Annotated in this window: 22 protein-coding genes and 2 pseudogenes; 15 read left to right on the top strand and 9 right to left on the bottom strand. The window is 71.2% G+C overall.

The annotated features are described in order from the left end of the window. Positions 1 to 14 precede the first annotated feature (14 nt). Complete coding sequence (locus PJ985_RS02795; RefSeq protein WP_271681854.1) at positions 15 to 2,549, bottom strand: FtsX-like permease family protein; 2,535 nt, start codon at positions 2,547 to 2,549, stop codon at positions 15 to 17. Continuing rightward, complete coding sequence (locus PJ985_RS02800) at positions 2,546 to 3,286, bottom strand: ABC transporter ATP-binding protein (RefSeq protein ID WP_271682076.1); 741 nt, start codon at positions 3,284 to 3,286, stop codon at positions 2,546 to 2,548. The genes PJ985_RS02795 and PJ985_RS02800 overlap by 4 nt, the downstream gene beginning before the upstream one ends. Before the next feature lie 153 nt (positions 3,287 to 3,439). Here PJ985_RS02800 and PJ985_RS02805 point away from each other — a divergent pair. Continuing rightward, positions 3,440 to 3,701, top strand: a pseudogene (locus tag PJ985_RS02805) (ISL3 family transposase); the annotation flags it as partial. A gap of 182 nt (positions 3,702 to 3,883) precedes the next feature. Then, positions 3,884 to 4,783: a GNAT family N-acetyltransferase gene (locus tag PJ985_RS02810; RefSeq protein WP_271681855.1), complete on the top strand. Its 900-nt coding sequence runs from the start codon at positions 3,884 to 3,886 to the stop codon at positions 4,781 to 4,783. A gap of 512 nt (positions 4,784 to 5,295) precedes the next feature. Here the strand turns inward: PJ985_RS02810 and PJ985_RS02815 are convergent. After that, entirely contained in the window at positions 5,296 to 5,619 is a 324-nt protein-coding gene (locus PJ985_RS02815; RefSeq protein ID WP_271681856.1) for a hypothetical protein, read from the bottom strand. 485 nt (positions 5,620 to 6,104) lie between these two features. On the opposite strand from PJ985_RS02815, the gene PJ985_RS02820 reads away from it, so the two are divergent. Together PJ985_RS02820 and PJ985_RS02825 are read left to right on the top strand one after the other, a co-directional pair. Further along, positions 6,105 to 6,956, top strand: coding sequence for a helix-turn-helix domain-containing protein (locus PJ985_RS02820; RefSeq protein WP_271681857.1), 852 nt, complete (start codon positions 6,105 to 6,107; stop codon positions 6,954 to 6,956). Positions 6,957 to 6,967: 11 nt separating this feature from the next. Continuing rightward, positions 6,968 to 7,159: a hypothetical protein gene (locus tag PJ985_RS02825; RefSeq protein ID WP_271681858.1), complete on the top strand. Its 192-nt coding sequence runs from the start codon at positions 6,968 to 6,970 to the stop codon at positions 7,157 to 7,159. Positions 7,160 to 7,198: 39 nt separating this feature from the next. On the opposite strand, the gene PJ985_RS02830 is transcribed toward PJ985_RS02825, so the two are convergent. Beyond that, the gene (locus PJ985_RS02830) at positions 7,199 to 7,534 is read right to left on the bottom strand and encodes a deoxyxylulose-5-phosphate synthase (protein ID WP_271681859.1); all 336 of its coding nucleotides are present in this window, start codon (positions 7,532 to 7,534) and stop codon (positions 7,199 to 7,201) included. Between the two features lie 614 nt (positions 7,535 to 8,148). Here PJ985_RS02830 and PJ985_RS02835 point away from each other — a divergent pair. The 8 genes from PJ985_RS02835 (at position 8,149) to PJ985_RS02870 (ending at position 15,429) form a co-directional block, all read left to right on the top strand. Beyond that, the gene (locus PJ985_RS02835) at positions 8,149 to 9,699 is read left to right on the top strand and encodes a hypothetical protein (protein ID WP_271681860.1); all 1,551 of its coding nucleotides are present in this window, start codon (positions 8,149 to 8,151) and stop codon (positions 9,697 to 9,699) included. Next, positions 9,696 to 10,133 (top strand): roadblock/LC7 domain-containing protein, encoded by a 438-nt coding sequence (locus tag PJ985_RS02840; RefSeq protein ID WP_271681861.1) that lies wholly within the window; start codon positions 9,696 to 9,698, stop codon positions 10,131 to 10,133. Before PJ985_RS02835 ends, PJ985_RS02840 begins: the two co-directional genes overlap by 4 nt. After that, positions 10,130 to 10,513: a DUF742 domain-containing protein gene (locus PJ985_RS02845; protein ID WP_271681862.1), complete on the top strand. Its 384-nt coding sequence runs from the start codon at positions 10,130 to 10,132 to the stop codon at positions 10,511 to 10,513. Before PJ985_RS02840 ends, PJ985_RS02845 begins: the two co-directional genes overlap by 4 nt. After that, positions 10,470 to 11,078, top strand: coding sequence for a GTP-binding protein (locus PJ985_RS02850; protein ID WP_271681863.1), 609 nt, complete (start codon positions 10,470 to 10,472; stop codon positions 11,076 to 11,078). The genes PJ985_RS02845 and PJ985_RS02850 overlap by 44 nt, the downstream gene beginning before the upstream one ends. Beyond that, positions 11,075 to 12,277, top strand: coding sequence for a cytochrome P450 (locus PJ985_RS02855; RefSeq protein ID WP_271681864.1), 1,203 nt, complete (start codon positions 11,075 to 11,077; stop codon positions 12,275 to 12,277). Before PJ985_RS02850 ends, PJ985_RS02855 begins: the two co-directional genes overlap by 4 nt. Continuing rightward, entirely contained in the window at positions 12,274 to 13,509 is a 1,236-nt protein-coding gene (locus PJ985_RS02860; protein WP_271681865.1) for a cytochrome P450 family protein, read from the top strand. Before PJ985_RS02855 ends, PJ985_RS02860 begins: the two co-directional genes overlap by 4 nt. 116 nt (positions 13,510 to 13,625) lie before the next feature. Next, a complete protein-coding gene (locus PJ985_RS02865) occupies positions 13,626 to 14,585 on the top strand; it encodes an NUDIX hydrolase (protein WP_271681866.1) in 960 nt (319 codons plus the stop codon). Beyond that, the gene (locus PJ985_RS02870) at positions 14,578 to 15,429 is read left to right on the top strand and encodes an MBL fold metallo-hydrolase (protein ID WP_271681867.1); all 852 of its coding nucleotides are present in this window, start codon (positions 14,578 to 14,580) and stop codon (positions 15,427 to 15,429) included. Before PJ985_RS02865 ends, PJ985_RS02870 begins: the two co-directional genes overlap by 8 nt. 84 nt (positions 15,430 to 15,513) lie before the next feature. Here PJ985_RS02870 and PJ985_RS02875 read toward each other — a convergent pair whose 3' ends face one another. Next, entirely contained in the window at positions 15,514 to 16,188 is a 675-nt protein-coding gene (locus PJ985_RS02875; RefSeq protein WP_271682077.1) for a Crp/Fnr family transcriptional regulator, read from the bottom strand. 149 nt (positions 16,189 to 16,337) lie between these two features. Here PJ985_RS02875 and nth point away from each other — a divergent pair, with 149 nt between their 5' ends. The 3 genes from nth to PJ985_RS02890 are packed head-to-tail and all read left to right on the top strand — an operon-like array spanning position 16,338 to position 19,198. Beyond that, complete coding sequence (gene nth, locus PJ985_RS02880) at positions 16,338 to 17,276, top strand: endonuclease III (RefSeq protein WP_271681868.1); 939 nt, start codon at positions 16,338 to 16,340, stop codon at positions 17,274 to 17,276. Next, the gene (locus PJ985_RS02885; RefSeq protein ID WP_271681869.1) at positions 17,273 to 17,986 is read left to right on the top strand and encodes an NUDIX hydrolase; all 714 of its coding nucleotides are present in this window, start codon (positions 17,273 to 17,275) and stop codon (positions 17,984 to 17,986) included. Before nth ends, PJ985_RS02885 begins: the two co-directional genes overlap by 4 nt. A gap of 12 nt (positions 17,987 to 17,998) precedes the next feature. Beyond that, positions 17,999 to 19,198 carry a MarP family serine protease gene (locus tag PJ985_RS02890; RefSeq protein ID WP_271681870.1) on the top strand — a complete coding sequence of 400 codons (1,200 nt, stop codon included), beginning with the start codon at positions 17,999 to 18,001 and terminating at the stop codon, positions 19,196 to 19,198. Between the two features lie 445 nt (positions 19,199 to 19,643). Here the strand turns inward: PJ985_RS02890 and PJ985_RS02900 are convergent, their stop codons facing one another. The 4 genes and pseudogenes from PJ985_RS02900 to PJ985_RS02915 form a co-directional block, all read right to left on the bottom strand. After that, positions 19,644 to 20,579 carry an alpha/beta fold hydrolase gene (locus PJ985_RS02900; RefSeq protein WP_271681872.1) on the bottom strand — a complete coding sequence of 312 codons (936 nt, stop codon included), beginning with the start codon at positions 20,577 to 20,579 and terminating at the stop codon, positions 19,644 to 19,646. Then, a complete protein-coding gene (locus PJ985_RS02905; RefSeq protein WP_271681873.1) occupies positions 20,576 to 21,031 on the bottom strand; it encodes a phage holin family protein in 456 nt (151 codons plus the stop codon). Before PJ985_RS02905 ends, PJ985_RS02900 begins: the two co-directional genes overlap by 4 nt. Before the next feature lie 345 nt (positions 21,032 to 21,376). Further along, positions 21,377 to 23,341, bottom strand: a complete 1,965-nt coding sequence (gene acs / locus PJ985_RS02910; protein WP_271681874.1) for an acetate--CoA ligase — start codon at positions 23,339 to 23,341, stop codon at positions 21,377 to 21,379. A gap of 297 nt (positions 23,342 to 23,638) precedes the next feature. After that, positions 23,639 to 25,141: pseudogene (locus PJ985_RS02915) on the bottom strand (SulP family inorganic anion transporter); the annotation flags it as partial. Positions 25,142 to 25,183: the final 42 nt, after the last annotated feature.

The following is a 25,183-nucleotide window of genomic DNA, read 5'->3' on the forward strand; positions in this document are numbered from 1 at the left end:
GGTGCTGGGGCGCATCAGCGGTCCCGGCTCACCAGCTCGAGCACAGGCACCCGGGAGACCCGGAACGCGGGCCACGCCGCAGCGACCACGCCCGCTGCGACTGCGATGATCAGCGTCACTGCCAGACGGGCCCAGGGTACGACGATGGACGGGATCTCCGTGCCTCCAGTGACATCGATCATCGCCCAGCCGAAGCCGGCTCCGACGGCGATACCGATCGATGCGGCAACAAACGACAGGAGTGCCCCCTCGAGCCGCACGATGCGACGCAGTTCCCGCCGAGACGCCCCGACCGCTCGCAGCAGCCCCATCTCTCCAGAGCGTTCATTGATCGCGAGCGCCGTGGTGTTGGCGACTCCAAGAAGCGCGATGAAGCTCGCCAGAATGAGCATCCCGTCGATGAAGTACCCGAACGCCGCGATCTCGCTCCCGCTGCTGGCGACGTGTTCTTCGCGGGTCGCCAGGAACGACCCGGGCGCCTCCCGGACCAGGGCGCTCACGGCTTCCTCGGTGTCCGCCCCCGCTCCGTCGGCGAGGTCGACGAACACCTGCGCATCGAGCAGACGACCGACCGAGGCGTCGAGTGTCGCATGGTCGACGAAGTACGCCGGCGCTTCGAAACCGCCGGTGCTCCTCTCGACCACGGCAACGATCGGCGCTTCGACGGTCGATCGTTCGAACTCGATCTTCAGGCTTCCGCCAAGCCGCGCCGGGTCGTCACCGACCACGGCCACGCCTCCCGAGCTCAGATCGGCGAGGTCGCCGGCGATCGGGTCGAGGTCGTACATGGTGGGCAGTGCCGTCGGGTCGATGCCGCCGATCGCCTCGGCTTTCCCTGCCACGATCCCTTCGGCGATCGACAGCGCAGTTGCCGAGTCGACGTCGGGCAGCGCTGCTATCCGGCCGACCAGGGTGGGGTCGATCGTCGAGAAGTCGGGGGTCGCCGACGTGACCACCAGGTCCGCCTGCAGTCCCTCACGGACGTCCGTTCCCATCGCGCTCGTCAGTGAGCTCGCGAAGATCGAGAACACCGACACCATGGCGATTCCGAGCATGAGCGCGAGCGCCGTCGATGCCGATCGGCGGGGGCTCGCAGCCAGGTTTCCCGCTGCGATAGAGCCGGACACACCGGCGGCGCGGCGGGCAGCCGGAGAGCTCCCACGTGCTGAAGCCGTCACAATCGCCGGGCCGCACAGCACGAGCGCCGGGACAATGGCACCAGCGAGCATGAGCCACACCGGGTTCGAGCCCACCACAGCCACAGCTCCTCCAGCGATCGCCGCCGCGGCGAGCACGAGTCCGCTTGCAGTCCGCGCTCGGCTCACGACCCGGGGCTCCGCCGCGCTCTCGCGCAGCGCCTCGATCGGTGGTGTCGCCGCCGCGCGGCGAGCCGGGATCCATGCCGAGAGGATCGTTGCGCCGATACCGGCGGTCGCGGCGATCGCGATCGAGGTCGGGCTCACGATCGTCGGCCCGGTGATCAGGCTGACCCCGGTGAGTCCGACGACCCAGCGCAGCGCGCCCACTCCCGCGACCCCGCATACGAGGCCGGCGAGCGTGGCGATCGTTCCGACGAACGCTGCCTCGATCACCACTCCGCCGAGCACTTGGCGTCGTTCCGCACCGATCGCACGCAGCAGTCCCGACTCCCGCCGGCGGCGGGCGACGGTGAGCGCGAACGTGTTGAAGATGATCGTCACGCCGATCAGAAATGCGACCACGGCGAAGGCCAGGAGGAACACGTTCAGGAACTGCAGCGGTGACGTCGCGTCGTCCTGCACCGTCCGGATGTAGTCGGGTCCGTCGACGACATCGGCATCGGACACCGCCGACAGTCGGCCGAGCACCTCGGTGCGGTCGGCACCCTCCGCGACGTCGACGAGCACCTCGGTCGGCGCCGCCGTGTCGAGCCAGGCTGACACCGCTCCGTCGGCCAACAGAACCGTTCGCTGCAGCGGTGCCGCGTCCGCCGACGCGAACGCCGCGATACCGGTGATGGTCGCCTCGTGCATCCCCGTCGCGGTCAGGACCTGTACGACGTCACCCGGAGCCACGCCTGCGTCGTCGGCGAGCGATCGATCGATCATGATCTCTCCGACCTCGGTCGGTGGTCGCCCGCTCGCGAGCCGGAACGGATTGAGTGCCGGGTTGGCGACCCAGTTGCGACCGACGTCGCTCGCCGTGCCGGTTCCGACCGTCGATCCGTCGACGACCAGCTTCGCGAAGCCGACCCATTGCGAGGCGGCCCCGTCGACGCCGTCGACCGCGACCACGCGCTCGGTGATGTCGGGATCCAGCGATCGCCGAACCGACCTGGCGGGATCTCCCGGTCCTCCGCCGGGCTCGCCGAGGGAAACGCCCTGCACCACGGCGTCCGTTCCGGCCAACGCTTCGGCGATATCGCTGGCCGCTCGGCCGCGCATCGAGTCGGACAGCACCAGCGTCGCGGCGAGGAACGCCACCGACAGTGCGATCGCCGTGCCCGTGAGCAGGAACCGACCCCGGCTCGCGAACACGCCCCGGGCCGCGCTCCGCACCATCTGGCTCATCGCCCCAGGCCCTTCATCACGTCGAGCACCGAATCGGCCGACGGGCGATCCATCACGTCGTGCACTCTGCCGTCGACGACGAACACGACGTGGTCCACCCAGGCAGCGGCGTTGGGATCGTGCGTGACCATCACGATCGACTGATGATGTTCGTCGACCGCTGATCGCAGGTATCCGAGGATCTCCTGTCCGGACCGGGTGTCGAGGTTGCCGGTGGGCTCGTCGGCGAACACCACGTGTGGCCGGGCGAGCAGCGCCCGGGCGATGGCGACGCGCTGTTGCTGGCCGCCCGAGAGCTCCGTCGGCCGATGATGCATGCGATCACCGAGGCGCAGCATCGACACGATCTGATCGAGCACTCCCTCGCTCGGCTGGCGGCCCGACAACGTCAACGGCAGGCGGATGTTCTCCTCGGCCGTGAGGGTCCCCACGAGATTGAGCGTCTGGAACACGAACCCGATCCGTTCTCGGCGCAGCATGGTCAGTTCGCGGTCGTCGAGGGTCGACAGATCGGTGTTGCCGATGAAGGCGCGGCCCGACGTCAGTTGATCCAGCCCGGCGGCGCAGTGCATCATCGTCGACTTTCCCGAACCCGACGGGCCCATCACAGCCGTGAACTTCCCCGCCGGGAACGCGATGGTGACGTCGTCGAGAGCGACGACGGCCGACTGGCCGGAGCCGTATCGCTTGACTGCGCCGACAAGCCTGGCCGCAACGTCATCAGCGTGGGATGACAGCGCGCTCCCGGACTGCCCGTCGACGACCGGGGAATTCGGATGTGGGGACACGAGACCTCCGATGAGTGGTTGGTGTCCGCCACGATGCTGGCGGCCGCCGGCGGCCGCATCCGTCCACAGGAGGCGACGCGTACTCGCGCGGGACTACATGCCGCCCTGTTCGCCGACGAGCCACGTCGCCGTCGAGTCACCCGGGGTGTCCACCGGGCCGTCATCGCCGCCTACCGCGACCCCGACCGCGCCGCCGGCCGGACCATGATGACCAGCTGATCGAGACCCTCAGCCGTGGAGTCCCGGCCGCGCTGAGCGAGGTCACCACCCTCAGGCGGACCTGAAGAAGCGCGCCGCTGACGTGCTGGCCTACTTCGGCCGACCCGGCACGTCCCACGGACCCGCTGAGGCCATCAAGGGGCGCGGAAATCCGTGGACGGACCCGCGGAAGGGCACGTACTGTGTGGCTTCACGCCCTGAGATGGATGGAAGGAGGCGAGTGCCGTGCGGTTCACACCTTTCCAGCGCTCCCTCTTCCGCTATCCCGGCGTGGTTCGTCAGTTCTGACCGGGAGCGCTCCAAGCAGCCTGTATCCCGGAGGAATCCATGACCGATACGGTCATCCGCGCGCTTTCCGCGAGCGACGCACATCTTTTCGACGCACACCCCGACCCCCTCGGCACCGGTGAAGGCCACCGGCGTACCCGGTTCCGCCCCGACTGGAAGCGCGTCGCCCTGCGTGACGGCGAGGTCGTCGCACGCGGTGCGTGGTGGGGCGGCCCCGACGACTCGGAGCCCGTCAACATCAACTGGTTCGACGTGGCCGAGGGCGAGGAGGAGGCCGGGGCCGAACTCCTGCGCTCCGCTCCCTGGCAGGTCGAACTCGAGATCAACCTGCCCGGCGGCTGGCGGGAAAAGACCCCCCTGCGCGCCGGAGCCGAGGCGCGCTTCGCTGCCGCACGGGCCGCAGGGTACGAACTCCTGGTGGAACGCTTCGTGTACCGCTGGACCCCCGAGCGAGGTCTGCCCGAGCGGCCCGGACGCCTGCGCTTCCGCGCCGAACCCGACGACACCGTGTTCTTCGACGCGTTGCGCCGCATCCACTCCGCCACCCTGGACGCCCACGCGCTCAGGGCCATCGAGGAGGGCGGCCTCGACCAGGCGGCCCAGGAAGAACTGGACTTCTTCCACTGGTGCCCCTCCCCACGGGAATGGTGGCAGATCGCACACACGCCGGAGGGTGACCTGGCCGGCATCCACATCCCGGCCCACAACCCCTCCGGCCCGACGATCGGCTTCATCGGAGTCGTCCCTGAACAGCGCGGTCGCGGCTACGCCTACGACCTCCTCGCGGAGTGCACCCACTTCCTCGTCGAGCAGGGCGCCGAGTTCGTCAGCGGAGCGACGGACCAAGGCAACTTCCCCATGGCCGCGAACTTCGCCAGGGCTGGCTTCCCCGTCATCAGTGAACGCATCAACTTCCACCCGGCGGGCCAAGCGGCCTAGGGCCTGTCCGGTGAGTCGGCAGGATCTCATTGCCTGCCTTCTAGGCTGGCGACATGGACCACGGGCTCACTCACGAGGAAAACGCCTTCATCAACTCTCGATGCTACGTCCGGGATCCGAAGGAGCACGGGTTTCGGTGGGTTGACGTCAAGCAGCTCCGCTTCTCTGCAGAGTCGGTGGATGATAGGGGCTGCTTGCCGCACTGATTGGGCATGAGCAGTTCCGGGACGACTATGCGGGTGGCGGAGTGCTGCCGGACGGGCCCCGGCACGGTCCGTACTGGCTGCGGTTGATCACTCCCGACCTGTACGAGTCCATCAGCCAGGAGAAGGCCGTGCAGATCCTGGGGAGTGGTTCGATCCGCTCTGGAACGTGCCCACCGAGCCGGAGGCAGATCTGCAGCGGGAGGTGTTCGCCCGCCTGGCCGCAGCCGATGGCATCTACTACCTCAGTTGGACGAGTGTGGCCCAGGTGCAGACACCGGCGGCGGGTGCGTGCGCGGCTGCGAACCCCTACGTGCCCTGGTGGGCTTCCGCCAGTTCGCGGACTCCTGCGAGGGAGGTCCGGCGTCGTTTGTCACACGCGGCGGCCAAGCGGCGATGGGTGTGAGTGGTGTGGGTGTCGTGGACCGTGACTTGGAGGACGTTGTCCAGGCGGTGGAGCCCGAGGTGGATCATCTCGCCTGCTCCGGTGAAGCGGCAGGCGTGTACCGCGAGCGCGTGCACGAGGAGAAGCGCTGGGTCGATCGCTTTCTCCTCGACCTCGTGCACGTCCAGCATGACCTCTGCGGACGCCTGCGCGACGTCGGGAGTCCCGAGGGCTGAGGGCAGTGTCATCCCGTAGACGAGGTTCGTGGGGGACGGTTCCGTCAGGTCCGGGGGCGGTGGCGGGCACTGGGTGAACCTCGGGACCATCTGAGGGAGGAACGGCGCGGCGGTGGCGTGGGGAGCGTAGCCGGATGGGGTACGCGGGGATGTCTCGCCGGTGACGTGCTGTGTCACCGGAACGGGTGGGCGTGCGCTTTCGGGCGTGGCAACTCCGCTGACTGGTGCGATGGTGGGGCGGGCGGATGTGCGGGCGCGGTCACGGGAGGGGCGAGACAGTGGCTCGTCTCCCTGGCGCGGGCCCGCCCTTCCCAGGGCAGGAGGACACGGGCAGGCCCACGCGATGCTCTTCGATCTCGCCTTTGCGTGAGCGCCGCATCACGTAAGGTAAACCAAGAAGTGGTACACGCGCCACCACTCCAGTGGAACTGAGCCACCTATGGAGAGCTGTGCCTTTCCCCGGCAGACTGGGCCGCACCTTGGAGGAAAGGCGTTCGATGCCCCCGCGCACCACAACTACTCAGCGCCAGCGCAGACTTGGCGCGGAAATCAAGAGGATGCGGACCGAGGCGGGCCTCACCGCCGAGTACGTTGCCGGGCTGCTCGGGCTCGATCGGGGCAAGGTCTCGAACATCGAGTCGGGCACCCGAAACATCAGCCCTGAGCGGCTGCGCACTCTGGCAACCCACTGCGAGTGCGCGGACGAGGACTATCTGTCCGCGCTGGTCGAGCTCACCGGGTCACCGCAGCCGCACTGGTGGGACGCGTACCGGGGGAAGCTGTCTCTGGGTCTGCTGGACATTGCTGAACTGGAGTGGCATGCCACCCGGATCCAGACCGTTCAGACGATCCATGTGCCCGGCCTCCTTCAGACCGAGGAGTACGCCCGCAGCATCTTCGCGGCAGTGCTGCCCGCACTCTCACGCCTCGAAGTGGAGGTACGCGTGGCCCATCGCATGGAGCGGCAGAGCGTGTTGACGCGGGACCACCCGGTCGCCTACGTCGGATACGTGCACGAGATGGCTGTCCGCATGCTCTTCGGCGGTCGCGACACCACCAGGGGCCAGCTCAAGTCACTGATCGAGGCCAGCGAACGGGACAACGTCCTCGTGCGCGTACTGCCTTTGGAACGCGGCAGCTTCCCCGGAGCGGGGCATGCCCTGCTCTACGCGGAAGGACCAGTACCGCGCCTCGACACGGTGCAACTCGACTCGGCCCACGGCCCTGAGTTCCTGCATGCGGAGCTGCAACTGGCGAAGTACCGCGCTCACCTGGACTGGATGGACGACGCAAGTCTGTCGCCAGAGGCATCGCGCGACCTCATCAACGGCATCATCCACGACCTGTGAGGAGCCCGACCGTGGCGGAGATCAACTGGGAAGACCCCTTCTGCGGGGAAGGCAACAACTGCTTCCGCATCGGCACCGACGCAAGGGGGCAGGCCTACATAGCGGTTGCCGGGCAGGAGGAGAGCTACCTCACGGACACCCGGGAGGCCCTGAGCACTCTGATCCGGGACATCAAGGCCGGTAAGGCGGACCACCTTCTGTAGCGGGCCGGGCGGGGGAGCCTGCCGGGGTGCGTGCGACGGCTACGGCAGTTCCGGGCGCACCAGCGCTTGGGCGATCGGCTCGCCCGTGGCCTTGGCATGGGCCATGCGTTCCCGCACTTCCCGCAGTGTGCGCGGGCGGTAGCCAGGACCGCTGCAACAGCCCTTGGGGAAGCGGATTCCGGCGTGCAGCAGGACGGAGAGCACCCGCCAGCCCTCGTTGTCCCGTTTACGTGGAGTCTCGAAGGCCGAGCCGGTATACATCAGCAACTGGCGGCACTGTGGGCAGCGGCGTTCGTGGTCGCCCCGGTAGAACTGCTTGTAGGACGCCCGGCACGGGAGGCAGACGAAGGAAGTCTTCGTGGGGGGCGGCGGCATGGGGCCAGGCTAGTCGCCCCCCTCGCCGACCGGCGACGGGGTTTCCGTATCGCTCGCTCCTCGTTGACCCCGCCGCGAGCACGAGTGTCCGGGCCGCGTCGCACGTGCCTTTCCTCCCGCGCGCGGTGGGTCTCCGGTGGCGTCGGGGTGAAGGGAGCGAGGAGGCTGAGTGCGTCTTCGTGCACACCTGTGGGAAGCCGCCGGGTAAAGGGTGTGCCCACGGCTGGAGTAGGGACCAACGGACTATTGCTGGATGTTGTTTCACTCTTCCGTTCCTGACTCGAAAGGATATGCTGCAAGTCGTTGATGATCACTCAGAGTGACTCAAGGAGGGTGTGCTTGCCGTGCCTGCTGGGCCGTGGTGGAGCGACGGAGCACCTTCCCGGCAGCGTGGCCGGACGCGCAGTGGCAGCGAGGCGCCCGGCGGACGTGCGGACGCTCCCGGCGGACCGTTGCTGCCGGTGAGGCGGCGATAGTCCGATGGCCAGTACGGAGGGTGAACGGACGCGATAGGCCTCGGTGTTCGGGTCGGACCTCGCCGGGCCGGGGCGCCGGGCCATTCCTCGTCTCGTCAGCGACTTGGCGAAGGAACAGAACAACCCTGTGAAGGATCAATGACGGATTCAACATCGCAACAGCCGCCTCGCAGCGGACAGAACTCCCTCCTGACCGCGCAGTTCGGTATTGCCGTGGCGGCTGCGACCGTGCTGGCGCTGGGGGCGGCGTTCCTGGTCCTGGGCAGTGCGCAGGCCATGGAGCCGGTCGGCCGGGTCGCCCTGGCCGTGCTGGGGGCCGGGACGTTCGGCGCGGGGGTGATGGCCCCGCTGCTGAAGCGTCAGAGCCGGGACTGGAAGGCCGCCGAGGCCCGGGCGGCGGCCGCCGAGCTGCGGTCCGGTGAGGCCGAGGCACGTGCGGCGGAGGCCGACGCGCGACGCGCCACGGCTCTGGCGGCGCACAGGGCGCTCTCGGAGGAGCTGGAGCACCTGGTCGCGGCGCGCCTGCCGGCCGCGCTGGAGCAGGCGCGCACCCCGGAGGTTCCGGTACCGGTGCCCGCCCCGCTGCACCCCGGTCAGGAGGCGGGCGCCACGCAGAGCCAGCGGGTGCTGGAGCAGGCGACCCGGGCGGTGGCCCGCGGGCGGGAGGCCGGAGACGCCGGTGGTGCGGCGGTGGTGCGGGCCGTGACCGCGGAAGGGCAGGCGCTGTCCTACCGGTTGCAGGACCTGTTGCTGCAACTGGAGGAGCGCACCCAGCACGACGAGCAGCTGTTCGACCTGGTGCAGCGGGCGGACCGGCTGAATGAGACGAGCCGCAGCCTGCTGCAGCGCGCCGGAATCGCCGCCGGGGGCACAGCCCGGCTGGTGCGCGAGGACTGCCACCTTCCCGACCTGGTGGCCGGGGCGCTCTCCCGGATCGAGGGCGGGGAGCGGGTGACCGCCCACAACCTGATGACGCGGAGGCTGGGTGTGACAGCGCCGGCCGCCGAGCCGGTCGCGGTCATCCTGGCCGAGCTGCTGCGCAACGCGGCGCACTACTCGCCCGGCACGCTCGGAGTCCAGGTCACCCTGCACGAGGTGCCCGGTGGCGCGGTGGTGACCATTGACGACTCCGGGCTGGGGATGAACGCGGACGCCCTGGCCTACGCGCGGCGCATGATCACCGGCGAGCCGACGCTGCTGGCCGCGCTCGGGGACCCGCCGCGGCTCGGGCTGGTGACGGCCGGCCGCATGGCACGCCCGCACGGGCTGCGGATCGACTGGGAGCCCTCCGCGTACGGCGGCATCCGCACGGTGATGCATCTGCCGACCGCGGCGCTGGCCCTCATACCCGAAGAGGTGCCGATGTCCGCCGTCGCGGCACCGCCCCGCACCGTGCCGGACACGTCGGGCGGAGACGCGGCCCGGGAGGAAGCGCCGATGAACCTGCCCCGTCGCCGCCGTCGCTCGGCCACCACCGACGAAGCCGGTGTCGCCGACGCGACGCCGGCCGTCGCGCTGTGCCCGCCCAGCACGACACCGGAAGCCGTCGGGCAGCGCTACAGCGGCCTGCAACGGGCGGTCAACGCCGCTCGTGCCCAGAACACCGCAGGCACCGCAGGCACCGCAGGCACCGCAGGCAACCGAGGCACCGCAGGCACTGCAGACACCGCAGACGAGGAGGCGCAGTGAGCAAGCTGTCGGAATCCATGAAGCCCCACCTGGACCAGGTGGCGGAGAGACTGCTCGCCGAGGTGCCCGGCGTGCGGCACGTACTGATACTGACCACGGACGGCCTCAAGGCCGCGGTCGCGGGTGAGCTGGGGGAGGACGACCAGGACCGGGCCGCGGCCATGTCCGCCGGGCTGCTGTCCGCCGCGCGGGCCGCCACCCAGGCCCTGGCCGGCACCGAGGACCTCGCGATCAGCCAGGTGATCACGGAGACCTCGAGCACCGACGGCGGTCCACGGGGCTGGGCCATCATCATGGGCACCGGCCACAACATCGCCCTGGCGGTGTGGGCCGGTCCGGACGCCGACATCGGCATCATCGCGCACCGGATGACCGTGCACGCCGGCAGTCTGTCCGGCCTGCTGACCGCACCGGCGCGGAGCGACGAGCGGTGACGTCCCCGGGAAGCCGGCGACGGCTCGTCCCGGCCTACACCGCACTCAACGGACTGGGCACCCCGCGCTCGCACCCTCCGCTCCGGGACCCGCTCACGGTCCTGCAGCGCCGTGGTGACTGGGTGCCCCCGGTGCTCGCCCCGGCGCTGCGCCGCCTCGCGGAGGCCCTGGCTCCCGGGCCGCTGACCCTGGCCGAGGCCGCGGCGCACCTGGGGCTTCCCTCCGGCACCGTGCGCGTGCTGGCCGCCGACCTGATCGACGGGGGGGTGCTCGAGGCCCGGGCGCCCGTCCTGCACACCGACCAACTGGACTCCGACCTGCTCAGAAGGGTGCTTGATGGACTCCTCGCCCTCAGAACCGACCCGGCCGGCGCATCTTGATCCTGACCTGCGTCAGGACCTCGTCAAGATCGTCATCTGCGGAGGGCTGGGGACCGGCAAGACCACGCTGATCTCGTCGGTCTCCGAAATAGCTCCCGCACACACCGAGGAGACGATGACGGAGGCCGGCCGGCCGATGGACGACCTGGCGCACCTGCCGGACAAGTCCACCACCACCGTGATGATGGACTTCGGCCGCCGCACACTCTCCGACGACCTGGTGCTCTACCTGTTCGGCACGGGTGGGCAGAAGCGCTTCGCGAGCCTGTGGCGGGACGTCGCGTCCGGCGCGCTGGGCGCCCTGGTGCTGGTGGACACCCGCCGCCTGGACGTGTCCTTCGACGCCCTGGACCTGGCGGAGATGACCGGACTGCCCTACATCGTCGCCGTCAACGACTTCCCGGACTCCCCCCAGGTGTCCGAACCGGTCCTGCGCGACCACCTGGACCTGGCCGGGGGCACCCCCGTCGTCCGCTGCCGCGCCCTGGACCCGGCGTCGGTACTCGAGGCACTGATCGAGCTGCTGCAGCACGCCATGACCCACCAGCAGAAGGTTGCCGCGTGACCGCCGAAGTATCCCCCGTGCGCACCCCGTACCCGCTGTACGACGAGGAGTTCGTGCGCGATCCGTACGCCGTGTACGAGCGCATGCGCGCCGAGTGCGGGGCCATCGCACCCATCGAGCTCGCACCCGGCATCAGCGGATGGCTGGTGCTGGACTACCGGGCCGCGCTGGATCTCCTGCACGACACCCGCAGCTGGACGAAGGACTCCCGGGTGTGGATGGAGACCGTGCCGCCGGACCACCCGGTGCTCGGGATGCTCGGGTGGCGGCCCAACCTGCTCTTCAACGACGGTGAGACGCACGCCCGCTACCGCCAGGTGGTCACCGACTCCCTGGCCAGGATCGAGCCGCACCGGCTGCGGACGATGACCCAGGAGCTCGCGGACCTCCTCATCGACTCGTTCATCGAGGAGGGGAGGGTGGACCTGGTCAGCCAGTACTGCCGGCCCATCCCCCTGTACGTGATGAACCGGCTCTTCGGGCTGGCCGATGACCGGGCCCCGCACCTCGTCGAGGCGCTCGCCGGCCTCATGGAGGGCACCGGCCCGGAGGCCACCGCGCTGTTCGAGCGGTACATGGGTGAGCTGCTCATGCTCAAGACCGCGCAGCGCGGGGACGACATCACCTCCTGGTTCCTGGACCACCCCCATCAGCTCACCCCTGAAGAATCGCTTCACCAGCTCGTGCTGACGGTCGGAGCGGGCCAGGAGCCGACGACCAACCTGGTGTCCAACGCCCTGTCGCGGCTGCTGGCCGACGACAGCTACCGGGCCTCCTGGACCGACGGCATCCACACCCCCCGGGAGGCGGTCGAACAGGTCCTGCGCCACGAGACGCCGGTGGCCAACTACGGCGTGCACTACCCCCGGCGGGACCTCCACTTCCACGGCGTGGACCTGCCCGCGCACGCCCTGGTGATGGTCAGCTTCGCGGCGGCCGGTGCCGACCCGAAAGGGCCGGGCGCAGCGCCGCGCGGCGGTACCCGCGCCCACCTGTCCTGGTCGGCCGGCCCGCACGCCTGCCCGGCACAGCAGCCCGCCACCCTCATCGCCACCACGGCGATCGAGCACCTCGTCTCCCGCCTGCCCGACCTGCGCGCCGACCTGCCACGGAGCCGGCTGGAGTGGCGCCCTGCCGCCTTCCACCGCTCCCTGGTCGCCCTGCCCGCCCGCTTCACGCCCTCCGGAGGCCTGACATGACGACCACCCCCATGACCCCGCTGCGCCTCGACCCGGCCGGCTCGGACCTGCGGGCCGAGACCGCTTTACTGCACCGACGTGGACCCGCCTGCCCGGTCGAGCTGCCCGGCGGCGTCACCGCCTGGGCGATCACCGGCCACGACCTGCTCAAGGAGCTGCTGACCGACGACCGGGTGTCCAAGGACCCCCGCCGGCACTACCCGCTCTTCCAGGCCGGGCTGCCCCCGGAAGCCTCCTGGCTGATGTCGTGGATCGGCGTCACCAACATGTTCACCGCCTACGGCGCCGACCACCGCCGTCTGCGCCGCCTGGTCGCGCCCGCGTTCACCGCCCGGCGCATCCAGGCGATGGCCGGTGACATCGAGGAGATCGCCACCGGCCTGCTCGACGCGATGGCGGAGGAGGCCGGCCGCGAAGGGACAGTGGATCTCATCGGGGGCTACGCCCACCCGCTGCCGCTGGAGGTGATCTGCCGGCTGATGGGCGTCCCGGACGATCTGCGGCCGTCCGCCGTGGAGCTGATCGGCCGGGTGATGGACACCACGCTCTCCCCCGAGGAGGCGCAGGCCACCTTCGAGGCGATACCCGTGGTACTGGGCGGGTTGATCGAGCGCAAGCGCGAGCAGCCCGGCGAGGACATGACCAGCGTGCTGATCAGCACCAGCGACGAGGACGGTTCCCGGCTGAGCGGGGAGGAGCTGCTCTACACCCTGCTGCTGGTCATCGGCGCCGGGTTCGAGACCACCGTCAACCTCATCGGGAACGCGGCCCATGCCCTGCTGACCCACCCCGACCAGCACGAACTCGTCCGCAACGGCACCCACACCTGGGACGACGTCATCGAGGAGACGCTGCGCGGGGCCCCTTCGGTCGCCAACCTCCCGCTGCGCTATGCCGTCGAGGACATCCCGCTGGACGGGGGCACTGTCATCGCCAAGGGGGACGCGATCCTGGCGGGCCTGCTGGCGGCGAACACCGACCCCGGCCACTACGGGCCGGACGCCGAACAGTTCGACCTGGCCCGCGAGGACAAGAACCACCTGGCGTTCGGGCACGGCGTGCATCACTGCATCGGGGCGCCGCTCGCCCGGCTCGAAGCCCGGATCGCGCTGCCCGCCCTGTTCGGGCGCTTTCCCGGGCTGCACCTGGCCGCCGAGCCCGAGCCCACCGTCTCCTGTCTGACGTACGGCTGGGGCCGGCTGATGGTGGCTCCCGGAACCTCCGGCGACTGAGCCGGGGACTGGAGCTGGGACGGGACTGCCGGACCCGGCCGTGGCCGGTGTCGTCCGCCGCGGCCGGTGTGGCGTTCCGCACAGCGGCGGTTCCGGCAGGCCCGTAGCATCCGGGCATGGAGTCGACGAACGGGCAGTGGTTTCCCCCGGAGTGGCCGGAGCGCATCCGGGCGCTGGCAAGCGGCGCGCTGGTGCCGGCCGTGCCGCGGCGGGCGGCCACCGTCATGCTGCTGCGGGACGGTGCGGCCGGCCCCGAGGTGCACATGCTGCGTCGCCGGACGTCGATGGCGTTCGCCGGCGGGGCATATGCCTACCCCGGTGGGTCCGTCGACCCGCGCGACGAGGGCGATGTCGCCTGGGCCGGGCCGGACCGGGAGGTGTGGGCGGCATGGCTCGGAGCGGACACCGCAACGGCGCAGAGCGTCGTGTGCGCGGCCGTCCGGGAGACCTTCGAGGAGGCGGGGGTGCTGCTGGCCGGCCCGTCCGCCTCGGAGATCGTCGCCGACACGACGGGGGAGGACTGGGAACGGGACCGGCTGGCGCTGGTCGCCAAGGAGCTGTCGTTCGCCGAGTTCCTCGCCCGCCGGTCTCTCGTCCTGCGCAGCGACCTGCTCGGCGGCTGGGCCCGCTGGATCACCCCCGAGTTCGAGACCCGGCGCTTCGACACCTGGTTCTTCGTGGCGGCCCTGCCGACCGGGCAGCGCACCAGGAACGCCTCCACGGAAGCGGACCGCACCGTGTGGATCACCCCCGGGGAGGCCCTCGCCGGCTACCAGCGGGCGGAACTCGTCATGATGCCGCCGACCGTGGCCACGCTGCGCCGGCTGGCGGCCTGTCCGACGGTCGCAGACGCCCTGGCAGCGGCGCCGGGCCAGGACCTGACACCGGTGCTCGCCCGGGCCCGTCTGGAGGGGGACCAGGTGGTGCTCAGCTGGCCGGGTCACGACGAGTTCGAGAAGCGGGTCGCCGGACAGGACGGCGGCGGGTCCACGGACCGGGCCCGGGACACGGACGAGGTGGGGTCGCGGGCCGGCCGGGGAACCCGGGCCGGGGAAGGGGCGCGGACCGATGACTGAGCCCGGGGCGCTGCCGGGGCGACCGCGCACCGGCACGATCGGCGGACCGGCCACCGAACGGGCCACCTGCGTGCTGGCGCCGAACCCGTCGCCGATGACGCTGGACGGCACCAACACCTGGATCCTCGCCGAGCCGGACGGGCGGACGGCGGTGGTGGTGGACCCCGGCCCGTTGCACGAGGAGCACCTGCGGAACGTGGTGGCGGCGGTGGAGCGCACCGGCCGCCGGGTCGGGCTGACGCTGCTCACCCACGGCCATCCGGACCACGCCGAGGGCGCCGGCCGGTTCGCCGAGCTGACCGGGAGCGCCGTCCGGGCGCTCGACCCGGAGCTGCGGCTCGGCTCCGAAGGGCTGTCCGCGGGCCAGGTGCTCACCGTCGACGGCCTGGAGCTGCGGGTGGTCCCGACCCCGGGGCACACGGCTGACTCGCTGTCCTTCCAGGTGATGGCTGACCGGGCGGTGCTGACCGGGGACACCGTGCTGGGGCGCGGGACAACCATGGTCAGTCACCCGGAGGGCGACCTGGGCGACTATCTGGACTCCCTGCGCCGGCTGCGTTCGCTGACGGCCGACGACGGGGTGCACACCGTGCTGCCCGGTCACGGCCCGGTGCTGGAGGACGCCCAGAGCGCCGTCGACTACTACCTGGTGCACCGGGCGAAGCGGCTGGCGCAGGTGGAGACGGCCGTGGAAGCCGGCCTGGTCACCGCTGAGGAGGTGGTGGCGCGGGTGTACGCCGACGTCGACCGGGTGCTCTGGCCTGCGGCGGAGCAGTCGGTGCGGGCGCAGCTCGCGTACTTGCGGGCGCACGGGCTGATTCCGGACGGGCCGCCCGCCGGGTGACAGTGCCGGGTGACCCGTGCCGGTCGGCGGGGCGGTCGGTCAGGGGCGAGTCGGTCAGGCCCGCACGGGCAGCGCGGCGGTCGGTCAGCGCGAGCGGCGGGCCAGCCGTTCGATGTCCAGCAGGATGACGGCCCGGGCCTCCAGCCGCAGCCACCCGCGGGCGGCGAAGTCGGCCAGTGCCTTGTTGACGGTCTCCCGGGAGGCGCCCACCAGCTGGGCAAGCTCCTCCTGGGTGAGATCGTGCACGACATGGATGCCCTCGTCGGACTGCACGCCGAAGCGGCGGGACAGGTCGAGGAGGGCCTTGGCGACGCGGCCGGGAACATCCGAGAAGACGAGGTCCGACATGTTGTCGTTGGTGCGGCGCAGCCTGCGGGCGACGGCGCGGAGCAGGGCGCCGGCCACCTCGGGGCGCGCGTTCAGCCAGGGCTGCAGGTCGCCGTGGCCCAGCCCGAGCAGGCGGCACTCGGTCAGCGCGGTGGCGGTGGCGGTGCGCGGCCCCGGATCGAACAGCGAGAGCTCACCGATCAGCTCGCCGGCGCCGAGCACGGCGAGCATGTTCTCCCGGCCGTCCGGTGAGGTGCGGTGCAGCTTGACCTTGCCGTCGGTCACGACGTAGAGGCGGTCGCCCGGGTCCCCCTCGTGGAAGAGGGCGTCGCCGCGGGCGAGTGTTGTTTCAGCCATGGAGGCGCGCAGCTCTGCGGCCTGCTCATCGTCGAGCGCCGCGAAGAGCGGGGCGCGTCGCAGAACGTCGTCCACGAGTTCTCTCTCCTTCTCGGCTGCCGGCCGGGCGTGCGGGAGGGTGTCCCTCATCATGCCGGACTTCGCAGCGGTGCCATCAGTCCCAAGTTTGACGTACCCGGACAGCCGGGCGCCCGGCAGGGGGCTGTTCGGGCCGGGAATGGTGGATGAGCGGGGCAACCGGGCGCCCGGCCAATTACGCTGGCCGGGTGGCCGCCGAGCGGCCCACGACCGGACGATCGCTGCGCGGGGAAGGGGCCGAGTGGGTGAACGCAACCCGGGATTCTGCTGAGGGCGAACAGGGGTCGGTCAGAGCGTCGAGGCGGTCGGGTCCGGCGAAACCGGTATCCCGGCTGGCCGTGGTGCGCAGGGCACGGAAGATCAACCGCGAGCTGGGAGAGGTCTACTACTACGCCCACCCCGAGCTCGACTTCGAGAACCCCTTCGAGCTCCTGGTCGCGACGGTCCTGTCGGCGCAGACCACCGACCTGCGGGTGAATCAGACGACCCCCGCGGTGTTCGCCAAGTACCCCACTCCCGAGGACATGGCGGCCGCCGACCCGGCGGCCCTGGAGGAGCTGATCCGCCCGACCGGCTTCTTCCGCAACAAGACCAAGAGCCTGCTCGGCCTCTCAGCGGCGCTGCGCGACCGCTTCGGCGGAGAGGTGCCGGGCCGCCTGGAGGACCTCGTGTCGCTGCCCGGCGTCGGGCGCAAGACGGCGTTCGTGGTGCTCGGCAACGCCTTCGACGTCCCAGGTCTGACCGTGGACACGCATTTCGGGCGGCTGGTGCGCCGGTGGGGGCTCACCGAGAAGACCGACCCGGAAAAGGTCGAGGCGGAGATCGGCGCGATCCTGCCCGAGAAGGACTGGACGATGTTCTCCCACCGCACCATCTTCCACGGCCGCCGGATCTGCCACAGCCGCAAGCCCGCCTGCGGCGCCTGCCCGATAGCTCCGCTGTGCCCTTCCTTCGGTGAGGGCGAAACCGACCCGGAAAAGGCGAAGAAGCTGCTCAAGTACGAGATGGCGGGCAAGCCCGGCCAGCGGCTCAAGCCGCCGGCCGACTACCCGGGCCTCCCCGCACCGCCGATGGGAGCCGCATGACCGGACGCACGCGAGCGGCCGGGGCCGCCTCCGGGGCTGCCGCCCACGCCTGCTCCCTCGACCCCGACGGGCTGCCCGCCTGGCTGGAGCCTGTCGCGCAGCTGTCCCGCACGGTGGAGGCCGCGCAGCTCAGCAGGTTTCTCCCGCCGGAGCAGGGCGGACGGCCCTCGGCCGTCCTGGTGCTCTTCGGCGACGGCCGGCAGGGGCCGGAGCTGCTGCTCATGCAGCGCGCCTCCAGCCTGCGCAACCACGCGGGCCAGCCCTCGTTCCCCGGAGGTGCCCTGGACCCCGAGGACGGCGACCCGGACACGGTGGGGCCGTTGCGCGCCGCGCTGCGCGAAGCCGAGGAGGAGACCGGGCTCGACCCGTCGGGGGTCCGCCTGTTCGGCACCCTGCCGAGGCTGTACATCCCTTTCAGCAACTTCATCGTCACGCCCGTGCTGGGCTGGTGGCACGAGCCGTCACCGGTCACGGCCGTGGACCTGGCGGAGACCGCCCGGGTCTTCACCGTCCTGGTCGATGAGCTGGCCGACCCGGCCAGCCGCGGGGTCGCCGTGCACCCCAGCGGCTACCGCGGGCCGTGCTTCGCCGTGGCGGACACCTTGGTCTGGGGATTCACCGCCGGCGTGATCGACCGGATTCTGCATCACGCCGAGTGGGAGCTGCCGTGGGATCGCTCCCGGGAGATCCCGTTGCCCGGCGGGGCGTGAGACGGTGGCCGCATGAACGTCCTCGACCTGCTGCTTCTGCTCGCTGCCATCTGGTTCGCGGTCGTGGGGTACCGGCAGGGCTTCGTCGTCGGGGTGCTGTCCGTCATCGGGTTCCTGGGTGGCGGACTGCTCGCCGTCTTCCTGCTGCCCCGGATCTGGGAGGCGGTCAGCAACGGGACGGAGCCCGGCACCGCAGGGGTGCTCGCGGCGGTCGTCATCGTGATCGTGTGTGCCTCGGTCGGGCAGGCCCTCACCACTCATCTGGGCAACCGGCTGCGGCAGTACATCACCTGGTCCCCCGCCAGGGCACTGGACGCGACCGGCGGCGCGCTGGTCAACGTGCTGGCGATGCTGCTGGTGGCCTGGCTCATCGGCTCGGCGCTGGCCACCACCACGCTGCCGACGGTCGGCCGGGAGGTTCGCAACTCCCAGGTGCTGCAGGGTGTCTCCCAGGTGCTCCCCGACCACGCCGACACCTGGTTCAGCGACTTCAGTTCGACCCTGGCTCAGCAGGGCTTCCCGCAGGTGTTCGCGCCGTTCACCCAGGAGGCGATCACCGATGTCCCCGCGCCCGACCAGGAGCTGGTGAACAGCCCGGTGGTGGCCGAGGCCCGCCGTTCCATCGTCAAGGTCGCCGGAACCGCCCCCGGCTGCGGAAAAGTCCTGGAGGGCACCGGCTTCGTCTACGGCGACCAGCGGGTCATGACGAACGCTCACGTGGTCGGCGGGGTGAACGAGCCGACCGTGCAGATCGGCGGTGAGGGGCAGCTCTACGACGCGGAGGTCGTGCTCTACGACTGGGAACGCGACGTCGCGGTCCTGCACGTCCCGCAGCTCGACGCGCCCTCGCTGGAGTTCGCTGACGCAGCCGCCTCCGGCGGGGACGACGCCATCGTCGCGGGCTTCCCGCAGAACGGCCCCTTCGATGTCCGCGCGGCCCGGGTCCGCGAGCGCATCCAGGCCAACGGGCCCGACATCTACCGCCGGGGCACCGTCAACCGCGATGTGTACTCGCTCCACGCCTTTGTGCGGCAGGGCAACTCCGGCGGCCCGCTGCTGGCCCCGGACGGCCGGGTCTACGGGGTGATCTTCGCCAAGTCGCTCGACGACGACCACACCGGGTACGCCCTCACGTACGACGAGGTGCGGGAGGTCGCCGACCGCGGTCAGGCCACGCAGCGGCCGGTCGACACGCAGTCGTGCGCGATGTGAGGTCGTGCGCGAGGTGAGCGTGTGGGCCCGTCCGTGGGGGCGGAGGCAGCTGCCTCCGCCCCCACGGTTCAGCTCCTGGGATGCCTGAGCCGCGTGCTCACCCAGCGGGCGCGGCGGCGCAGGATGTGCGGAAAGCCGATGGTGTGTGAATCCGGATCCAGGCGACGAGAGGGCAGCCGCACGGTGCTCTGCACCCGGGCGGCGGCTCCCTTGCCGCTGCGAAGACGTGCCACGTCACGGTAGTCGTGAGTCCAGCCCATACTGTGGTCCCTGCCCGGAGTGTGTGGTCGGTAATCGTGCCGGGGTCGGCCAATTGGCCCATGCGTCGGGCATGTGTCGCACTCGAGGGTCCGGCCGTGCGGGGGCCTCGGCCGTCGGCTGTGCGACGGCGCCCGGACGTGCGGGGGCTGCGGCGGACCGGAAGCCGGTCCGCCGGGGGCACCGTTCAACGGTCCGGCTCGGGGTCCCGCAGCCATTCGATCAGCTCGGTGCTGAACGTGGCCGGGTCCTCCTCGTGAGGGAAGTGCCCCAGCCCGTCGAAGAGCCGCCAGCGGTACGGAGCCTCCACGTACTCCCCGGAGCCCGCCGTGGAGCGGGTGTGCAGCACCGGGTCCAGCGAGCCGTGCAGATGCAGCGTGGGCACCTGCACCGGCCGCTTCATCCGGCGGTTGAACTGCACGCCGTCCGGCCGGGCGATCGAGCGGACCATCCAGCGGTAGGGCTCGATCGCACAGTGCGCGGTCGAGGGGATCGACATCGCCTTGCGGTAGATGTCCACGGCCTCCGGCTCGGGCTGCCGGGGCCCCGACCACTTCCGCAGCAGCTCCCCCACCGCCGCCGCGTCGTCCGCGACCAGGTGCCGCTCCGGGAGCCAGGGCCGCTGGTAGTTCCAGACGTAGGAGCTTGCCGCGGTCTGCCGCGGGTTGCGCAGCAGCGCCGCGCGCCAGCTCCGCGGATGCGGCATGGAGGACACGGCCAGCCGGCGCACCAGCTTCGGCCGCATCACGGCGGCCGTCCACGCCAGGTAACCGCCGAGGTCGTGACCGACCAGGGCGGCGTCCGGCTCCCCGAGCGACCGGATCACGCCGGTGACGTCCAGCGCCAGATTCGCCGGGTCGTAGCCGCGCGGGGTGCGGTCACTGCCGCCCACCCCGCGCAGGTCCATCGCGACCGCGCGGTACCCCGCCCCGGCGAGGGCGGGGAGCTGGTGCCGCCAGGCCCACCAGAACTGCGGAAAGCCGTGCAGCAGCAGGACCAGAGGCCCTTCGCCCATCTCGGCGATGTGGAACCGGGCGCCGTTCGCGGCGACATCCCGGTGCGTCCAGGGACCGTCCTGCTGGACCACCGTGGTCCGTGCCTCGGAGTGCCCGCCGGCGGTCATACCGCGGAGTCCGACACGGAGCGGGCCTGCGCCTCCGGCGCGGCGGTCCGCCGCGGATGCGGCTTGACGTGGGACAGCACCGCCATGGAGTCCTTGGCCGAATCGATGGACCGCTGCGGCTTGGAGATCTTGCCCACCACGACCTTGGCGGCAAGCCCCAGCACCCCCGCGAGCACCACGAACAGGCCGCCGACGATCAGGAAGGCGATGGCCAGCGGGACGTTCCACCAGTTGTGGAGCCAATAGGCCAGGGCGAAGCTGAACACCGGGAGCGACAGAAGCAGCAGGGCCAGTGCCACGATCCCGGCCGCGGCACCGATGCCCGCCCGCTGCGCGTCCTGCTTGAGCTCGGCCTTGGCCAGGGCGATCTCGTCGTGGACGAGCGCGGACAGCTCGCTGGTGGCTGAGGCCACCAACTCCCCCAGCTTGCGGCCCTCGTCGGCTGCGCTCATTGCTTATCCCTCTTCCTCGCATCCCGGGTGGACCCGGAGTCTGGTTGCCGGTGCTGTTGTGACAGTAGTGCCGCGAGGGAGCCCCGTCAGTCAGACACCCGGCCGTTGCTCCGGTGAGGGCGTACCCGCGGCGGCAACCACCGGTCGCCGGCCTTGCGTCTCATGCCTCAACGGCAACTCGGCCATGCGCGCATGGTATTCCGGCTGTCGCCTGCGGGGAGGTCCGGGATGCCCGCGGGGGGCGTGCGTACGAGCGGTGGGGTGGCACAACGGACCGAGGGGGTGCACGGCTCTCGCCGTGCACCCCCTCGCGGGCTCAGGACCGGCACACCGGCCGGAGCGGAGTCAGTCGTCGCTGCTGGCCGCCCCCGGAAGCTTGGTCTGGATGAGGTCCATGACGGAGGAATCGGTGAGGGTGGTGACGTCGCCCAGCTGCCGGTTCTCGGCGACGTCGCGCAGCAGGCGGCGCATGATCTTCCCGGACCGGGTCTTGGGAAGCTCGGCGACCGGCAGGATCCGCTTCGGCTTGGCGATCGGGCCGAGCTGCTTGGAGACGTGCGCCCGCAGCTCCTCGACCAGCCCGTCGTCCTCCTTGGCCGTGCCGCGCAGGATGACGAACGCGCAGATGGACTGCGTGGTCTGCGGGTCGGTGGCTCCCACGACCGCGGCCTCGGCCACCTTCGGGTGCGAGACCAGCGCCGATTCCACCTCCGTGGTGGAGATGTTGTGGCCGGACACCAGCATCACGTCGTCCACCCGGCCCAGCAGCCAGATGTCGCCGTCCTGGTCCTTCTTGGCGCCGTCCCCCGCGAAGTACCGGTGCTCGAAACGCGCCCAGTACGTGTCGCGGAACCGCTGGTCGTCGCCCCAGATGGTGCGGAGCATCGACGGCCACGGCTCGGTGAGCACCAGGTAGCCGCCACCGCCGTCGGGCACCTCGTTGGCCTCGTCGTCGATGACCGTCGCCGAGATGCCCGGCAGCGGCACTTGGGCGGAGCCCGGCTTGGTGGCCGTGACGCCCGGCAGCGGTGAGATCATCATGGCGCCGGTCTCGGTCTGCCACCAGGTGTCCACCACCGGAGTGCGGCCCGCGCCGATGTTCTCCCGGTACCAGATCCACGCCTCCGGGTTGATCGGCTCGCCGACCGAACCCAGAATCCGCAGGCTGGAGAGGTCGAAGCGGGCGGGAATGTCGTCGCCCCACTTCATGCAGGCCCGGATCGCGGTCGGTGCCGTGTAGAGGAGCGTGACGCCGTACTTCTGGACGATCTCCCACCACCGGCCCTTGTGCGGCGAGTCCGGGGTGCCCTCGTAGAGCACGCTGGTGGCGCCGTTGGCCAGCGGGCCGTACACGATGTACGAGTGGCCGGTGACCCACCCGACGTCCGCGGTGCACCAGTAGACGTCCGACTCCGGCTTGAGGTCGAAGACGGCATGGTGGGTGTACGCGGTCTGGGTCAGATAGCCGCCGGAGGTGTGCAGGATGCCCTTGGGGTTACCGGTGGTGCCCGAGGTGTAGAGGATGAACAGCGGGTGCTCGGCGTCGAACGCCTCCGGGGTGTGCTCCGCGGGCTGCCGGTCGACGATGTCGTGCCACCAGACGTCCCGGCCCTCGGTCCAGTCGGTGTCCTGCTCGGTGCGCCGCACGACCAGGACACTGCGCACGTTCTCCGTGCCCGGCCGGGTCAGGGCCTCGTCGACGGCCGGCTTGAGGGCGGTGGCCTTGCCCCGGCGGTACCCGCCGTCCGCGGTGATGATGACGCGGGCGTCGGCGTCCCGGATCCGGGTGGCCAGGGCGTCCGCGGAGAAGCCGCCGAAGACCACCGAGTGCGGGGCTCCGATGCGGGCGCACGCCAGCATCGCGATCACCGCCTCCGGGATCATGGGCAGGTAGACGGCGACCCGGTCACCCTTGTTCACGCCCAGCTCGGTCAGGGCGTGAGCCGCCCTGGAGACCTCTCGCTGGAGCTCGGCGTAGGTGAGCGAACGGGAGTCGCCGGGCTCCCCCTCGAAGTGGACGGCCACCCGGTCGCCGTTGCCGGCCTCCACGTGCCGGTCCACGCAGTTGTACGCGACATTGAGCTTGCCGTCGGCGAACCACTTGGCGAACGGGGGATTCGACCAGTCGAGCGTCTCGGTGGGTTCGGTGGACCAGCTCAGGCGTCGGGCCTGTTCGGCCCAGAACCCCAGCCGGTCCGCCTCGGCCGCCGCGTAGGCGCTCTCGGTGACGTTGGCGTGGGCGGCCAGTTCGGCGGGGGGCGGAAACCTCCGTTCCTCCGACATGAGGTTGGCCAGGCTCTTGTTGCTCACAACATCTCCCTTGCGGCGCAGCTGTGTCCCACGGCTCACCTCATCAGCCCGGCTGACCTTTGACAAGGGCTTCCGGGGCGGTGGTGTAGACCTATTGCGCCGAGCGGGTGAGGGACGCGCCGAGCGGCAGTCGGGCGCGCTGAATGGCGGACCGGTGGAACTATTCGTCCGCAGCGTTCGCCGGGGTCGGGGACTTCACCGCGTCGGCCGGCGGCCGTCCGGCCGGTCGCGGCCCCCGCCCGTCCCCGTTGCCGCGCGGGCCTTCTCCGCGGTGGGCAGCGCGCCGGGCGTGGCACGGGAGGAGGGGACCGCCGCCGGTTCCGCCGGTTCACCGGCCATGATCACCCGGCCGCCGTGCCCCAGGTGCGCCGACCGCCAGTCGTGCAGCGTCTCGTGCGCCGCATGATCCATCCGGGTGTCGTCGACAGCCACCGTGACGGTCGCCCCGGCGGGAATGTGGGCGAGCACCCGGCTGAGCCGCGGCACGGCCAGGAACGTCAGCCTGCCGTGGGCCCGCACGCGATACGTGCCGTCCGGCTCCTCCTCGGCAGTGATCACGGTGCGGGTGAGCCGGTGCAGGGTCATCGCCACCGCCACGGCGATGCCGATGCCGACCCCTTCCAGGACGCCGAACAGCACCACGCCGGCCGTGGTGGCGCCGTACACCGGGAGCTCCCGGTGCCGGGCAAGAGTGCGCAGGTGAGCGGGGCCGGCCAGCTGGATGCCGATCACCATCACGAGGGCCGCGAGAGCGGCCAGCGGAATCAGCTCCAGCACCGGGACCAGCAGCACGGTGGCGAGCAGCAGCCAGCAGCCGTGCAGGATCGTGGACCAGCGGCTGACGGCGCCGCCCGCCACATTGGCCGCGCTGCGCACCGCCACCCCGGTGACCGGCAGGCCGCCCAGGGCCCCGGAGACCACATTGGCCGCGCCCTGACCCCGCAGCTCCCGGTCCAGGTCGGCCGTGGACGCGGGCGGCCCGCCCTTCCGGTGCCGTTCGGCGGCCAGCTTGTCGACCGCGACTGCGGAGAGCAGTGATTCCACGCTGGCCACCAGGGCGACGGTCAGGACCGCGGCGAGCAGGCCGAGCACCGGCCCTTCGGGCTGTCCGGGCAGAGCATGGCTGCTCCAGGAGGGCAGGTCCACCCGGGGGAGCTGAAGCGCCGCGGTGGCGGCCAGGGCGGTGGCCAGGGCGACGGCGGCGAGTGCGGCGGGCATGGCCCGGCGCACCCACTGGCCGCCGCGCCCGGGGAGCCGGGGCCAGATCAGCAGCACCGCCAGGGCGAGGCCTCCCACGACGACCGCCGGCGGGTGCGGGTTCGCCAGCTGGCCGGGGAGGGCGGCCAGGTTGGCCGGCACCGTGCTGTGCGGGCTGCCTCCGAGCACGACGTGCAGTTGGGCCACCGCGATGGTGATCCCGATGCCGGCGAGCATGCCGTGCACGATGGCCGGACTGACGACCAGTACGGAGCGGGCCACGCGCAGGGTGGCAAGGGCCAGTTGGGTGAGGCCGGCCAGGACGGTGATCGCGCAGGTGGTGCGCCAGCCGTAGAGCTGGATCAGCTCGGCGGTGACCACGGTCAGCCCGGCCGCCGGACCGGTCACCAGCAGGGGTGCGCCGCCCAGGCGCCCGGCGATCACACCCCCGACGACCGCGGCCACGAGCCCGGCCTGCAGCGGTGCACCGGTGGCCAGGGCGATGCCGAGGGCCAGCGGGAGCGCGATGAGAAACACCGAGACCGAGGCCGTCAGGTCATTGCGGTGCGGTGCGGCGCCGGGCGCGGGGGCGCGTGTGGGCATCGGTGAATCTCTCCGTCCGTAGGGCAGGCATGACGCATGTCG

The sequence above is a fragment of the Streptomyces sp. ACA25 genome (genome assembly GCF_028200735.1).
Classification (GTDB): domain Bacteria; phylum Actinomycetota; class Actinomycetes; order Streptomycetales; family Streptomycetaceae; genus Streptomyces.

What these genes read in the sequence shown, in the direction of transcription:
- PJ985_RS02820 (WP_271681857.1), top strand. Translation starts at nt 6,105, where the DNA reads ATGCCCCCGCGCACCACAACTACTCAGCGCCAGCGCAGACTTGGCGCG.
- PJ985_RS02850 (WP_271681863.1), top strand. Translation starts at nt 10,470, where the DNA reads ATGGACTCCTCGCCCTCAGAACCGACCCGGCCGGCGCATCTTGATCCT.
- PJ985_RS02810 (WP_271681855.1), top strand. Translation starts at nt 3,884, where the DNA reads ATGACCGATACGGTCATCCGCGCGCTTTCCGCGAGCGACGCACATCTT.
- PJ985_RS02830 (WP_271681859.1), bottom strand. Translation starts at nt 7,534, where the DNA reads ATGCCGCCGCCCCCCACGAAGACTTCCTTCGTCTGCCTCCCGTGCCGG.
- nth (WP_271681868.1), top strand. Translation starts at nt 16,338, where the DNA reads ATGAGCGGGGCAACCGGGCGCCCGGCCAATTACGCTGGCCGGGTGGCC.
- PJ985_RS02900 (WP_271681872.1), bottom strand. Translation starts at nt 20,579, where the DNA reads ATGACCGCCGGCGGGCACTCCGAGGCACGGACCACGGTGGTCCAGCAG.
- PJ985_RS02795 (WP_271681854.1), bottom strand. Translation starts at nt 2,549, where the DNA reads ATGAGCCAGATGGTGCGGAGCGCGGCCCGGGGCGTGTTCGCGAGCCGG.
- PJ985_RS02870 (WP_271681867.1), top strand. Translation starts at nt 14,578, where the DNA reads ATGACTGAGCCCGGGGCGCTGCCGGGGCGACCGCGCACCGGCACGATC.
- PJ985_RS02815 (WP_271681856.1), bottom strand. Translation starts at nt 5,619, where the DNA reads ATGACACTGCCCTCAGCCCTCGGGACTCCCGACGTCGCGCAGGCGTCC.
- PJ985_RS02865 (WP_271681866.1), top strand. Translation starts at nt 13,626, where the DNA reads ATGGAGTCGACGAACGGGCAGTGGTTTCCCCCGGAGTGGCCGGAGCGC.
- PJ985_RS02885 (WP_271681869.1), top strand. Translation starts at nt 17,273, where the DNA reads ATGACCGGACGCACGCGAGCGGCCGGGGCCGCCTCCGGGGCTGCCGCC.
- PJ985_RS02905 (WP_271681873.1), bottom strand. Translation starts at nt 21,031, where the DNA reads ATGAGCGCAGCCGACGAGGGCCGCAAGCTGGGGGAGTTGGTGGCCTCA.
- PJ985_RS02890 (WP_271681870.1), top strand. Translation starts at nt 17,999, where the DNA reads ATGAACGTCCTCGACCTGCTGCTTCTGCTCGCTGCCATCTGGTTCGCG.
- PJ985_RS02835 (WP_271681860.1), top strand. Translation starts at nt 8,149, where the DNA reads ATGACGGATTCAACATCGCAACAGCCGCCTCGCAGCGGACAGAACTCC.
- PJ985_RS02860 (WP_271681865.1), top strand. Translation starts at nt 12,274, where the DNA reads ATGACGACCACCCCCATGACCCCGCTGCGCCTCGACCCGGCCGGCTCG.